Origin of the sequence: uncultured Bifidobacterium sp. (assembly GCF_945269915.1) — a bacterium.
In the GTDB taxonomy this organism is placed as follows: Bacteria; Actinomycetota; Actinomycetes; order Actinomycetales; family Bifidobacteriaceae; genus Bombiscardovia; species Bombiscardovia indica.
Window position 1 is genome coordinate 25,344 of sequence record NZ_CALYOY010000012.1, and the last position, 13,280, is coordinate 38,623.

10 protein-coding genes are annotated in these 13,280 nt (G+C 61.6%); all 10 read left to right on the top strand.

Features of this window, described 5'->3' with window-relative positions; translation table 11 throughout:
- The first annotated feature begins 58 nt into the window (after positions 1–58).
- Positions 59–1,183, top strand: coding sequence for a mannose-1-phosphate guanylyltransferase (locus Q0K62_RS03545; RefSeq protein WP_297316605.1), 1,125 nt, complete (start codon positions 59–61; stop codon positions 1,181–1,183).
- 251 nt (positions 1,184–1,434) lie between these two features.
- Complete coding sequence (pgi, locus tag Q0K62_RS03550) at positions 1,435–3,129, top strand: glucose-6-phosphate isomerase (RefSeq protein ID WP_297316606.1); 1,695 nt, start codon at positions 1,435–1,437, stop codon at positions 3,127–3,129.
- 222 nt (positions 3,130–3,351) lie between these two features.
- Positions 3,352–3,720 carry a 50S ribosomal protein L19 gene (gene rplS, locus Q0K62_RS03555; protein ID WP_297316607.1) on the top strand — a complete coding sequence of 123 codons (369 nt, stop codon included), beginning with the start codon at positions 3,352–3,354 and terminating at the stop codon, positions 3,718–3,720.
- A 163-nt stretch (positions 3,721–3,883) separates the two neighbouring features.
- Positions 3,884–4,651, top strand: a complete 768-nt coding sequence (gene lepB / locus Q0K62_RS03560) for a signal peptidase I (RefSeq protein WP_297316608.1) — start codon at positions 3,884–3,886, stop codon at positions 4,649–4,651.
- Positions 4,652–4,660: 9 nt separating this feature from the next.
- The gene (locus tag Q0K62_RS03565; RefSeq protein ID WP_297316609.1) at positions 4,661–5,347 is read left to right on the top strand and encodes a ribonuclease HII; all 687 of its coding nucleotides are present in this window, start codon (positions 4,661–4,663) and stop codon (positions 5,345–5,347) included.
- A gap of 125 nt (positions 5,348–5,472) precedes the next feature.
- Positions 5,473–6,549 carry a LacI family DNA-binding transcriptional regulator gene (locus Q0K62_RS03570; protein ID WP_297316630.1) on the top strand — a complete coding sequence of 359 codons (1,077 nt, stop codon included), beginning with the start codon at positions 5,473–5,475 and terminating at the stop codon, positions 6,547–6,549.
- Between the two features lie 141 nt (positions 6,550–6,690).
- The gene (locus tag Q0K62_RS03575) at positions 6,691–8,304 is read left to right on the top strand and encodes an FGGY-family carbohydrate kinase (RefSeq protein WP_297316610.1); all 1,614 of its coding nucleotides are present in this window, start codon (positions 6,691–6,693) and stop codon (positions 8,302–8,304) included.
- A 64-nt stretch (positions 8,305–8,368) separates the two neighbouring features.
- Positions 8,369–9,883: an L-arabinose isomerase gene (gene araA, locus Q0K62_RS03580; RefSeq protein WP_297316611.1), complete on the top strand. Its 1,515-nt coding sequence runs from the start codon at positions 8,369–8,371 to the stop codon at positions 9,881–9,883.
- Positions 9,884–10,194: 311 nt separating this feature from the next.
- Entirely contained in the window at positions 10,195–12,117 is a 1,923-nt protein-coding gene (locus Q0K62_RS03585) for a SpaH/EbpB family LPXTG-anchored major pilin (RefSeq protein WP_297316612.1), read from the top strand.
- Positions 12,118–12,347: 230 nt separating this feature from the next.
- A complete protein-coding gene (locus tag Q0K62_RS03590) occupies positions 12,348–13,175 on the top strand; it encodes a hypothetical protein (protein WP_297316613.1) in 828 nt (275 codons plus the stop codon).
- Positions 13,176–13,280: the final 105 nt, after the last annotated feature.

Consider the following 13,280-nt stretch of genomic DNA (forward strand, 5'->3'; position numbering starts at 1 on the left):
CCGGCCCGGATTCGAGGAAGGGGCCTTGGTGTACAAGCTCCTTGGCAGAATGGGGAGTATGGATCTTCGCGATTTCTATGCCATAATCCCCGCCGGGGGAGTGGGAACCAGGCTCTGGCCCCTCAGCCGCCAGGACCGTCCCAAGTTCCTCTACGACCTGCTCGGGTCGGGCAGGACCATGATCCAGGGCACCTTCGACCGTCTGGCCGGAATCTGCGGGCAGGACCATGTGGTGGTATCGACGGGGCGGCGGCATGTGGCACAGGTCCGTGCCCAGCTGCCTGGACTCGGTGAGGATGCGGTCTTCCCCGAGCCCGTTCCGCGTGATTCCACGGCGGCCATCGCCTTGGCCACGGCCGTTCTGGCCCGGCGGCACGGCGATCGGATCGTTGTGGGCTCCTTCGCGGCCGACCATGTGATCCGCGATGACAAGGCCTTCGGGCGGTCGGTCCGCCAGGCGGTCGCCGCCGCCCGCGCCGGTTATGTCACCACCATCGGGATGGCCGCCTCCAGGCCTTCCACGGCTTTCGGCTACATTCACCAGGGTCCATCCCTGGCCGCCGAGATTCCCGATGCCCCCGATGCGCGCCTGGTCAGCGAATTCGTGGAAAAGCCCGATGCCTCCACGGCCCAGGCCTATCTGTCGACCGGTGAGTATCGATGGAACGCCGGCATGTTCGTCATGCGGGCCGATGTCGTCCTGTCCTGCCTGGAGCGTTTCGTGCCCGACCTGTATGCCAGCATCATGGCCATCGCCCGGGTCTGGGATGAGGGGGCGGACCAGCGCAATCAGGCCCTGGACGAGTACTGGCCGGGCATCGAGAAGATCGCATTCGACTACGCCGTGGCGGAACCCCTGTCCGCGGCGGGCGGTGTGGCCATGGTCCCGGGCGGCTTCGATTGGGACGACATAGGCGACTTTAATTCGATCGCCGGCCTCCTGCCGTCGTCCAACCGTCGCAACATCAAGATCCTTGGCGATTCCGATCGTGTGGTGTATCTGGATTCGGGCGGCGACATGGTCGTGCCGGAGACGGGGCGGACCATAGCCCTGCTCGGGGTGGACGACATGATTGTGGTCGACACGCCCGATGCCCTTCTGGTGGCACCCAGGGCACGCAGCCAGGAGGTCAAGGACATGGTCGGCAAACTCTCCCAATACGGAAGGGACGACATTCTCTGAGCAGACCTTCCTGTTCGCCCCCGGCTTAGGCCGGGGAGGCGTGGCTGAGCCGGGGGCGACCACGGCCTGGTCCTGACGGACCCCATGCGCGGAGGGTCCTTTGCACATCCGACGCGATGAACCATAGTTGCTGTTTTTGTCGTATTGTGTCCGCTTTTGTGAGTACTTTGGTAGAAGACCCAAACCTGGGCGGATCATCTCTGAAGACCTGTTCCAAGTCCGGGCATGAAGTCACGAAAGGACCTATGCATATGGCCATCAATCCTCCAGTAGACGCGACGCAGACCAAGGCCTGGGCGGCCCTGCAGACGCACTTCTCGGATTTGCAGAAGAACGGCATCGACCTGCGGTCGTGGTTCGCCGAAGACCCCCGGCGCACAGAGCGGTTGAGCTTCGATGCCGCCGACCTCCACTTCGACCTGTCCAAGAACCTGATCAAGCCCGAGACCCTGACCCTCCTTGCCCAGCTCGGCAGGGAGGTCGGCCTCGACCAGCGCATCGAAGCCATGTTCCAGGGCGAGCACATCAACAACACCGAGGACCGTGCCGTTCTGCACACCGCACTGCGTCGGCCCGAGGAGGAGCGCGGCACCCTGATCGTCGACGGTCAGGATGTGGTGGGGGATGTGCGCGACACCCTCAAGCGGATCTACACCTTCGCCGACCAGGTCCGTTCCGGACAGTGGACCGGTGTCAGCGGCAAGAAGATCGAAACCGTGGTCAACATAGGAATCGGCGGGTCTGACCTTGGTCCGGTCATGGCCTATGAGGCCCTGAAGCCCTATGCGGATGCGGGCATCACCGCACGGTACGTCTCGAACATCGATCCCAACGACCTGGCCGAGAAGACCCGTGGACTCGATCCGGAGACCACCCTCTTCATCATCGTCTCCAAGACCTTCACCACCCTGGAGACCCTGACCAATGCCCGTCAGGCACGGGCCTGGCTCCTGGACAGGCTCCAGGCCCAGGGCGCCGTGGATGGTTCCGAGGCCAAGTCGGCCGAGGCCATCCGTCGTCACTTCATCGCCGTATCCACGGCTCTCGACAAGGTCCAGGACTTCGGCATCGACCCCGCCAACGTGTTCGGTTTCTGGAACTGGGTCGGTGGCCGCTATTCGGTGGATTCGGCCGTCGGCACTTCCCTGGCCATCACCATCGGCCCCGACGGGTTCGAGGAGTTCCTGGCCGGGTTCCATGCCATCGACCGCTACTTCCGCGACACCCCCCTGGAGAAGAACGTCGTGGCCCTGATGGGTCTGCTGAACGTCTGGTATGTCAACTTCTTCGGTGCCCATTCCCATGCCGTCCTGCCCTATGACCAGTACCTGCACCGCTTCCCGGCTTACCTGCAGCAGCTGACCATGGAGTCCAACGGCAAGTCGGTGCGCTGGGACGGCACCCCCGTGACCTCCCTGACCGGCGAGATCTTCTGGGGAGAGCCCGGCACCAACGGACAGCATGCCTTCTACCAGCTGATCCACCAGGGGACCAGGCTGATTCCCTCCGATTTCATCGCCTTCGCCAACACCCCCAACCCCGCCAGGGATGGGGACCAGGACGTCCACGAGCTCTTCCTGGCCAACTACTTCGCCCAGACCAAGGCACTGGCCTTCGGCAAGACGGCCGACGAGGTGCGCGCCGAGGGGACCGATGAGTCCATCGTCCCGGCCCGTGTCTTCACCGGCAACCGACCCACCACCTCCATCTTCGGCGATGCCCTGACCCCCAGGTCCCTGGGAGAACTGATCGCCCTCTACGAGCACATCACCCTGACCGAGGGCACCGTCTGGGGGGTCGACTCATTCGACCAGTGGGGTGTCGAGCTGGGCAAGAAGCTGGCCAAGGAGATCACTCCGGCCATCTCCCGTGACGACCAGGCCCTGGCCGCCCAGGACCAGTCCACGCGCTCCCTGATTCAGTATTATCGGGATCATCGTCGCTGATCGCCGGCCCGGGCCCCGGTCCCTGCCTGGTGTATCATTGAACAGTTGCAATGCCGGAGTGGGAGCTGCCGCATAGGTTCCCCTCCTTGTGGTCCAGCCGGTTCATGGCCGGCGGATCGGCGTATCCCGACGGCAGACCGTCGGGCTCGGGTACGGCCCTTCTGTCGAAGACGGGATGGGCCTGGAACATGGGTCGGTATGCGGCGGCCGTGGAGGAACAGCATGAACGCCATTCAGGAATTCGATGCCAGCCACATGAAGCCCGCGGAGGAGATTCCGGACTTCCGCCCCGGCGATACCGTCGAGGTCAATGTGAACATCAAGGAAGGCAACAACACCCGTATCCAGGCTTTCACCGGCGTGGTGATCGCCCGTCATGGTGCCGGTGTGCGTGAGACCATCCTCGTACGCAAGGTCAGCTTCGGTGTGGGTGTGGAGCGTCGCTTCCCCCTGCACTCCCCGCAGATCGATTCCATCAAGGTCCTGCGGCATGGTCGCGTGCGTCGCGCCAAGCTCTATTACCTGCGCAACCTGCACGGCAAGGCCGCACGTATCGTCGAGCGTCGCGACAACAAGGCCGAGACCAGGTAGGACCGTCCTTGTCGACCCGGAGGCCGTTCAGGTCCCCGGGTTTTTGTTATCCCGCCGGGTAGGGTATATGAATGAGGGGCCGTTGCAGGTGAATGGCGGTCGAGGGTCGGATCCGACCCGGACCTGGAAGGGATTTCGGACGGTGCAAGCAGAAGGAGCAGGCATGTCGGTTCCCCAGTCAGGTGATATACGGACGGGTTTTGCCCCCAGGCACCGTTCCAGGGCCTCGCTCAGGGTCGAAGGCGACCCCATCGCCCCCTACGACGGGGGCGGCACCGATCCTGCATCGAACGAAGGACCCACTCAGGACAACGGGTCCGGATCCCTGATCCAGTTCCTTGTCGACCTGGTGGTTCTGGTGGTGGTCGTGGTCTTCTGTCGTCTGTTCATTCTGGCCCCTTTCGTCATTCCTTCGGGCTCCATGGAGGAAACCCTGGGCATCAACGACCGAATCTTCACCACCAACGGTCTGACCAGGTTCCTGGCCAAACCCCGCAGGGGGGACGTGGTGGTCTTCACCGACCCGGCCAATTGGCTGGCGGATGCGTCACCGGACGGGCATAACAGCAACTACCTGGTCAAGCGGCTGATCGGCATGCCCGGCGACACGGTGGCCTGCAAGGGGAAGGGGCATCCGGTCACGGTCAACGGGGTCGCCCTGGACGAAAGCTCCTACCTGAGGCCCGGCGCCCAGCCCAGTGATTTTCCCTTCACGGCCACCGTCAAGGCCGGCTACGTCTTCGTCATGGGAGACAACCGCTCCAATTCGGCGGATTCCCGTTATCATCTCAATGATGGGAATGAGGGTCAGGTACCCATGGGGAACATCAAGGGCACGGCCATGGTGACCTACTATCCCATCAGCAGCTGGAAGCTGCTGAACAACCGGCACCCGGTCTTCGATGCCGTTCCGGACAGGCAGCCCAGGTAGGCGGCAGGGATGCACCCCATACCCACCCTGACCCTGGAGACGGAACTGGCCGCCGGGGGGTCGGATTATGTGTTCGGTCTGGACGAGGTGGGGCGCGGAGCCCTGGCCGGGCCCGTCATGGTGGGCGTGGTGGCACTCAGATCATGCGATCTTCCCGGGCTGAAGGTTCCCGAGGGGGTGGCCGATTCCAAGATGCTGACCCCTGTCCGCCGCACGGCCATATACCTGGACCTTGAGGACTGGGCTGCAGCCTGGGCCGTGGGTGCCGCCTCCAACCGTGAAATCGACCAGTGGGGGATCACCCACGCCCTGGGCATAGCCGCCCTGCGCGCCCTGGCCGACATCGAGACCCGGCTGGGCATGGGGGCCGAATCCAACACGTCGGCCATCCTGGACGGCCCCAGCGACTACATCACCAAGGCCGCAGACAGCTTCGACGCCCCCGACCTGGCCATCCTGCCGGCAATCACCACCAAGGTCAGGGGGGATGCATCCTGCGCCACGGTCGCCAGTGCCGCGGTCATAGCCAAGGTGACCAGGGACCGGTTCATGGTCGACCTGGCCGGGCAACGTGACGACCTGGCCCCCTACCAATGGGAGCGGAACAAGGGGTACGGCTCGCCTGCACATATGGCGGCCATCAGGCGATACGGGCCCAGTGACCTGCATCGGGTCAGCTGGCATCTGACCGGCTGACCCGATGCAGGTCACCGGTGTCCTCCCCGCGCCGGGCTATGATCGGAGCAGTCGAGACGGGTTTCGGGAAGAAGGATCACATGCCTCCAGGCAGCAGGGAACGCCACCGTTCCAATCGCCCTTCCATGTTCGAAGTGGCCCGGTTGGCGGGGGTGTCCCACCAGACCGTCTCACGGGTCATCAACAAGTCCAAGGACGTTTCGGAACCCACCCGCCGAAAAGTGGAAGAGGCCATACGGCAGTTGGGATATCGGCCCAGTAACTCTGCCCGGGCCCTGGCCTCCAGCCACAGCAGGACCATCGGACTGGTTGCCGGAGGGGTCAGCCTGTTCGGACCGGTATCCACCATCACGGCCATCGAGACGGTGGCGCGCTCGCACGGTTTATTCATGTCGGTCATGATGGTCAACGAGGCCGCTTGTACCCTCCATGGCTTCCAGGAACTGTGTGGCACCTTCCTGGAGCAGAACGTCGACGCCTTCATCTTCATCACCCCCACCGATACGATGTTCCAGGCGGCCTGCCAGGTGAATGTGACCCAGCCGCGGATCGTCGTCACCTCCACCCACGGGTCGATGAGCATCGAGGAGGCACTGAGCCACAATCTGGGCTCCGACCGGGTGGCCCTGACGGGAATCGACCAGTGGGGGGCCATCCAGCAGGTGGCCAGGCAGCTGGTGCAGTTGGGGCACCGCAGGGTCCTGTATATGGCAGGCCCACCAGAATGGCGCGATGCCTCGACCCGCCTGGCCTCCTGGTGGAAGGCCTGCGCACGGTACCATGTCAAGACCGCCGTGGTCCATGCCCGCAGCTGGGAGTCGGCCGAATCGTACACCTTGATGAACCACCTGATCGATCAGCGGGGCATGAACGGCACTTCCATGCCCACGGCCGTGGTCACCGCCAATGACAACCAGGCCGTGGGGGTGGCCCGCTCCCTCCAGGAGCATGGACTTCGGATACCGCAGGATGTCAGCCTGGTGGGATTCGACGACATCCCCACGGTCGACAACCTGAACCCGCCCCTGTCGACGGTCCGTCCCAGATTCGAGGAGTTGGGCACCGCCACCATGCGGCAGCTCCTGGCCATGCTCCACCAGGGTCAACCCGTGGAGTTCCCGGCAACCAGACATGGGGTGGGGCTCATCCAGGCCGACGTGGTACCCCGGCGGTCACTGGGCAGGGCCGTTCGGCGGTCCTGAGATTCACCCGACCCCCGTTTGCCTGATCCGCTTGTCACGACTAGACTTGTCACTGGATTATGTGAGCGTTAACAGTCCTTGTTGGCGGAGGTCAAGACGTGCCTCCCGGGCCACGAGGACGGCCAGGCAGAGGAGCGGACCATGGAAGCTGACACCGGTAAGGACCTCGCCCAGGAGATTCAGGCAGGCAGGACCTCCCTGGGCATCGAGCTGGGCTCGACGAGAATCAAGGCCATCCTGATCGACAGGGGGTACCAGACGCTGGCCGAGGGGGATTTCGCATGGGAGAACCAGCTCAAGGACGGACTGTGGACCTACTCCCTGGACCAGGTGTGGCAGGGGGTGCAGGGTGCCTATGCCGCCCTGGCCGCCCAGGTCAAGGAACGCTACGGGGTGGCACTGACCCGGATGGGCGCCATTGGATTCTCGGCCATGATGCATGGCTATCTGGCCTTCGACAAGGACGACCGGCTCCTGGTTCCCTTCCGCACGTGGCGCAACACCAACACCAGCCAGGCCCACGAACGGCTCTCGCGGATCTTCCGGGTCAACATCCCCGAGCGCTGGTCCATAGCCCACCTCTACCAGGCCATTCTCGGCGGGGAGGAACACGTGGACAGGGTGGACTTCATCACCACCCTGTCCGGGTATGTGCACTGGCGGCTCACAGGGCGCAAGGTCCTGGGCATCGGAGACGGATCGGGCATGTTCCCGGTTGATTCCCGCCGCCATTGCTTCGACCAGGCCATGCTGGACACCTTCGACCATCTGCCTGAGGTCAAGTCCCGGCCCTGGGCCATCCGCGACATACTCCCCAAGCTCCTGGTGGCCGGGGAGGATGCGGGATCCCTGACCGAGGAGGGGGCACGCCTGCTGGATCCCACCGGTACCCTGGAACCCGGCGCGGCCATGGCTCCGCCCGAAGGCGATGCCGGAACCGGCATGGTGGCCACCAACTCCGTGCGGCCCAGGACGGGTAATGTGTCGGCGGGCACGTCCATCTTCGCCATGGTGGTCCTGGAGGACCGGATGGAGCGCCTCCACCCCGAGGTGGACCCGGTGGCCACCCCGGCAGGCGACCCGGCAGGTATGAGCCATGCCAACAACTTCACCTCCGACCTGAACGCCTGGGTCGGTCTTTTCCGTGACTTCACCGAGGCGGCAGGGCTCAGGATGGATGACGACGAACTCTATGCCACCCTCTTCAACCTGGCCCTTCAAGGCGACAAGGACGCAGGCGGCCTGATCAACTACTGCTTCTATTCCGGAGAATTCCTGGCCGGCCTGGAGGAGGGCCGTCCGGTCTTCGCCAGGGGGCCGGAGAGCCGTATGAACCTGGCCAACTTCATGCGGGCCCAGCTCTTCTCGGCCTTCGCCCCGGTGACGATCGGCATGGATGTGATGACCCGGCAGGAGAGTGTTCGCGTGGATTCCCTGGTCGGACACGGCGGCATCTTCGCCACCCCGAAGGTGGCTCAGAAGATCCTGGCCGCCGCTTTCGACACACCCATCCGGGTCATGTCGACGGCGGCCGAGGGCGGCGCCTGGGGCATGGCCGTTCTAGCCGACTATCTGAATCATACCGACCAGACCCTGGCGGATTATCTGGATTCCAAGGTCTTCGCGGGGGTCGAATCAAGTGTGGAGGAACCCGATCCAGAAGACGTCAAGGGGTTCCGCGCATTCTTCGAACGCTTCTCCCGGTCCCTGCCCATCGAGCAGGAGGCCGTCAGGACCATACCCTTGGAGGGTTGAAGCGCCTGACCCTTGGAGCCCACAGGACCATAATTCCATCAATATCAATCAATAAGGAGCAATCATGGCAATGACGGATCCCTTCCAGGGCAAAGAGCTCTGGTTCGCCGTAGGCTCGCAGGACCTCTACGGGGAGGAAACCCTGCAGCAGGTGGCCATTCAGGCCGCCGACATAGCAAAGACCCTGAATGATTCGGGCCGTATCCCGGTCGGGCTTGTGCTCAAGCCCATTTTGAAGGATTCGGACTCCATCAGGAATTTCATGGTCCAGGCCTCATCCGACCCGGCCTGCATCGGAATCGTGGCCTGGATGCACACCTTCAGCCCCGCCAAGATGTGGATTCGCGGTCTGGAGCAATTACGCAAGCCCCTTCTCCAGTTGAACACCCAGCACCATGTCGAGATTCCCTGGGAGACCATCGACATGGACTTCATGAATCTGAACCAGTCGGCCCATGGTGACCGGGAGTTCGGGTATATCCTGACCCGTCTGGGCATTCCCCGCAAGATCGTCGTGGGGCATTACACCGATCCGGAGGTTGCGGAAAGAATCGGAACCTGGGCCCGGGCTTGTGCCGGTTGGGATGCGGCCAACTCGATGAAGGTCTGCCGTTGGGGCGACAATATGCGCGATGTCGCTGTTACCGAGGGCGACAAGACCGAAGCCGAGCGCGTCTTCGGGGTCTCCGTGAATACCTGGCCGGTCAATGAGCTGGTGGCCCATGTGGATGCGGTCAAGGACGACCAGGTCATGGATCTGATCGAGGATTACAAACGCAGCTACGAGGTCGCTCCCGAACTCCTGGATTCCCGTTATGACTCCCTGGTGGTTGCCGCCAGGGAGGAGGCCGGCATGCGCAACATGCTCCAGGAGGTCGGAGCCACGGCCGCGGTGGACAACTTCCAGGACCTGGGCGGTCTGCGTCAGTTGCCGGGTGTCGGTGCCCAGCGTCTGATGGCCGATGGGTACGGGTTCTCGGCCGAAGGCGACTGGAAGACCTCGGTCCTGATTCGGATCGGGAACGTCATGGGTTACGGGCTCAAGGGCGGCTGTTCCCTCATGGAGGACTACTCATACAACTTCGTCCCCGGGCATGAGGAGATCATGGGTGCCCACATGCTGGAGGTCTCGCCCACCCTGCTGACCGAAGGCAGGCCCCGTCTGGAGATCCATCCACTTTCGATCGGTGATCGCGAGGATCCGGTCAGGCTGGTTTTCACGGCCACACCCTGCAAGGATGCGGTCGTGGTCTCTCTTGCCGATGTGCGCGAACGGTTCCGTCTGGTCATGAACGTGGTGGATCTGGTGGAACCCGGCGGCTCCCTGGCCAAGCTGCCCGTGGCCCGCGCCATTTGGAAGCCGCGTCCCTCCTTGGAGATCTCGGCCGAGTGCTGGCTGCGTGCCGGTGCGGCCCACCACACCTGCATGACCACCACGGTCGGTCGTGAGGCCTGGGAGGACTTCGCCCGGATCGCCGGGGTCGAGCTGGCCGCCATCGACGAGAACACCAGCGCGGACCGGTTCACCAGCGATCTCGAATTGGCGGAGATGGTTCACCGACTCGACAACCGGCAATAAGACCTCCTAAGCCTGCCTTCTCCATCGCCTCGGGGCCCTGGTCCCGAGGCTTTTCCGTCTTCTTCGGTTCGGATGGCTTGCCGCCCCCGGGCAACACGCCGCAACCGGTCGAAATATGACATACCGGACGCTCGCACGTTTGCGTAGTTTTACTTCATTCGCTAAACTCATGAAATGGTATTGGGAGATGATATAGCAACGGCTCATGTCGAAGGGTCTATCGGGCCGGGGAATGAAAGATGTCAGGTAAAGCCGAAGTGTGTTGTTGCACATCGATCTGTACCGATTCAAAAAATAGAAGGGATGCATGCATGCATACAGATAAAATAAACGAGGGGCGAGGGTTTTCCAAACTCGTCGGCCTGGCGGTGGCTGGTGCCACTCTGCTGGCCGGGATGGTCGCCCTCCCTGCCACACAGGCTTCGGCGCTTGATACGGCAGATGACTTCCGCCCAGGTGCCATTGACACAAGTGTCGAGCCTAAGCTGACGGTCACCAAGTACCTCAGCGGTACCACGGGAAACACACCTACGGGTTCCATCACCGATGCGCCGGCTTCCGGTAGCGGCGTTACCACGGCCAAGGACATCGTGTTCGATCTTACTGAAATTGAGCCGACGGGATCGGTCGCTGACATCAACCCGGCCGTTTCCAGCACCTATAGGCCCTCCACTCGTCCAGGTGCCATTACGGCAACGGGTATGACCAACGGCGATGGTGTCATAGACTCCTGGTACAAGGCCGTTGCCAGTGGGGCCCAACAGGGTCAGCCGGATACCAGTCAGCCCGTAACACTCCCCCAAGGTCTGCACTACTTCGTCCTGGAAGAGAATCGTACTGCCTCTCCGGCATTCCAGTCCGGCACTCTCGATTCGAGCAAGTATGCGGTATCGGCAAAGTCCTTCTTCGGTCTGCCCTACAAGACCACGGATGGGACTCGGAGCGGTTATATCTACCACCTGCATGTCTACCCCAAGAATGTCAGTAACTCATCGGTGGACAAGTCGGTATCGGCAATCAACAATGACCCGAATCTGCACATTGCCAAGGCCGGGGACACAATCACTTACAGGGTGACTCAGAAGATCTACAATACGGGCACGGCAACCCCAAACGATCAGAAGCTCGATACAAGTGAGCTGGCCGGCAACTATGGGGATCTCCGTGTCGTCGATAAGATGGGTGCATCGTTGAGGCTTGATTCCTCTACGGTGGAGGCGAGCATCAAGACGCCGACCAACAGCTTCCCCTTGATTGCGCCGACGAATTCTTCGCCGGACTACAAGGTCACGACTGGTACGACCAAGTTTGATCGTATAGCCAACAATGCTCCTACCGGGTCCAAGATGTTCGCTAACGACAATGATCCGAACGCAACATACACCGCATTCGATTTCTTCAGGGATGCCTCTGTTATTCGTGGGTATCTGAGCGGGGTGACCGATCAGGAGCTGACCATCGTGATCACCTATAAGGCCAAGGTAACCCCGAATGGTGATTCAACAGGTACTGGTGGTGTTGTAAACGCCGTCGAGTCCGATATCAAGGATAATTCCGACGGAACCAACCCTGTCACCCCTCCTGGTGGCGGAACCGTCACTGCGTCCGGCAGCGCTGCCTTCGGTAAGGTGCAGAAGGGCAGCACCCCTGGCACTGTGGAACCTCTTGCGGGTGCCGTGTTCCGTTTGGCTGACCCGACCGACCCTGCGAAGTTCCTGGATGTTGATGGTACTTTCAAGGCTGACGGCACTGCTGGAGCGCAGTTCTTCACTGCCACCTCCAATGCCGACGGTCTGGTGGCGTTTACCGGCCTGCCGATTCTGGATGGCAGTGGTGTCGGTGTCGCAGGTGATTGGAATGTGGTCGAGTACTCGGCGCCTTCTGGTTTCAACCGCGCGCCCAACCCCTTCGCGAAGGTCCACTTTGATAACCATGTTGTTGGCAAGTCCGCCAACGACATCGTCACATACTATGGCAACGCCCCCATTCAGCCTGATTATGGACAACTGGATTTCGGAACCTACGGTACTACAACTGAACCGGCCACTCCGATCAAGTTCCAGAATGGCAATGTTGCTAAGTACATGATGAACTTCAAGACGGGTGATTCCGATACTCCTGCTGGCCTCCCGCTTACCGGTGGTCGTGGCATCATCCTGCTGCTTGTGGCTGGTGTCATCATCATGGGTGGTGCCCTCTACGTTCGTAGTCGGCGCAATGCGGCTCGTGCATGACATGAGTTGAAGTTTGATTTTCAGGGAGACCTGAGTTCACTGAAGGCGGGTGGTCCTCATAGAAGGATTGCCCGCCTTTTTACTTGTATCATGCTATGATGTGCTTGTGTGGAAACAAGTGCACTGGTGCGTGTACAACGTGTCGGAGATTCGGGGATGCTGTTGCAGTTGGTTGTGACCTCCGACTTGGGTGATTGGCTGTGAAGTCCTCATCCGGAAGGGACGCTGGAATGAAGGGAAACACTTTGCCGTCAGATACGACTAAGCGTGTGGTGCGTTGGTTGACAATGCTAGTGGTTTGCTGTGGGCTTGTGCTTGTAGGTGGTGCAACCCGGGCCACGGCTGCTCCAGGGGCTCCAAGCCTGACTCTGCATCTTCTGAAGACCCAGGCCGGTCAGGGAGGAACAGGTTCCATCCTGCCGGGCAACAGTAATTCACCGGCCGGTTCCGGATATGTCTATCAGGCCGTGAAGCTCGATAGGACCAAGGTGAGGAGAGTGACAGCTGGATTGGCCTCATCTCCCTCAACGGTACAACAGCGGTTGACCTCCGCTGTTGTTGCCGATCAGGCATCTTTCAAGGATCCATCCAATACTCAGTTCTACGGTGCCTCGGATTCGAATGGGATCATCACGACTTCCTATAGCGCACAGACTGAGGGAGTTTGGCTGGATGGTGCCAGTCTGGACGTCAACACCGCCACTCTTTCCGGCGGAACCGCCGCTGAATTCGACGGTACGGCTGTGACACCAAGCTATTGGCTGGTCTCATTGGTTGCCGCACCTCGTGGTATAACAGTCCGCACTGACCCCTGCGTCATTCAGCTGCCCAACCTGGACTCTTCTGCAGGTTCTGCGACATTCCAAGTCGATGTATATCCCAAGCTGAACCTGAACCAGGGCAATGTCGTACCGGGCAACAACAAGGTGCAGCAAGGTTCGAAGCCATTGGCAAGCACCGGATCACCCATGATTGGGCCCATGGTCTTGCTGACTCTTTTCCTCCTGATAGGAACCAGCCTGATACTGGTTGCGAAGGGTCGTAGGACGTTTGATTGAGTTTCACCTGGTTTGACCGAATATGAAGCGGTCGGTCATTTCGAAAGTCGATGGCACTGTGTGCCATCGACTTTTCGGGTCATGTTCACAGACATCCGGGTTCGC

Coding starts and splice junctions, on each gene's coding strand:
- Q0K62_RS03545 (WP_297316605.1), top strand. CDS start 59: ATGGATCTTCGCGATTTCTATGCCATAATCCCCGCCGGGGGAGTGGGA.
- pgi (WP_297316606.1), top strand. CDS start 1,435: ATGGCCATCAATCCTCCAGTAGACGCGACGCAGACCAAGGCCTGGGCG.
- rplS (WP_297316607.1), top strand. CDS start 3,352: ATGAACGCCATTCAGGAATTCGATGCCAGCCACATGAAGCCCGCGGAG.
- lepB (WP_297316608.1), top strand. CDS start 3,884: ATGTCGGTTCCCCAGTCAGGTGATATACGGACGGGTTTTGCCCCCAGG.
- Q0K62_RS03565 (WP_297316609.1), top strand. CDS start 4,661: ATGCACCCCATACCCACCCTGACCCTGGAGACGGAACTGGCCGCCGGG.
- Q0K62_RS03570 (WP_297316630.1), top strand. CDS start 5,473: ATGTTCGAAGTGGCCCGGTTGGCGGGGGTGTCCCACCAGACCGTCTCA.
- Q0K62_RS03575 (WP_297316610.1), top strand. CDS start 6,691: ATGGAAGCTGACACCGGTAAGGACCTCGCCCAGGAGATTCAGGCAGGC.
- araA (WP_297316611.1), top strand. CDS start 8,369: ATGGCAATGACGGATCCCTTCCAGGGCAAAGAGCTCTGGTTCGCCGTA.
- Q0K62_RS03585 (WP_297316612.1), top strand. CDS start 10,195: ATGCATACAGATAAAATAAACGAGGGGCGAGGGTTTTCCAAACTCGTC.
- Q0K62_RS03590 (WP_297316613.1), top strand. CDS start 12,348: ATGAAGGGAAACACTTTGCCGTCAGATACGACTAAGCGTGTGGTGCGT.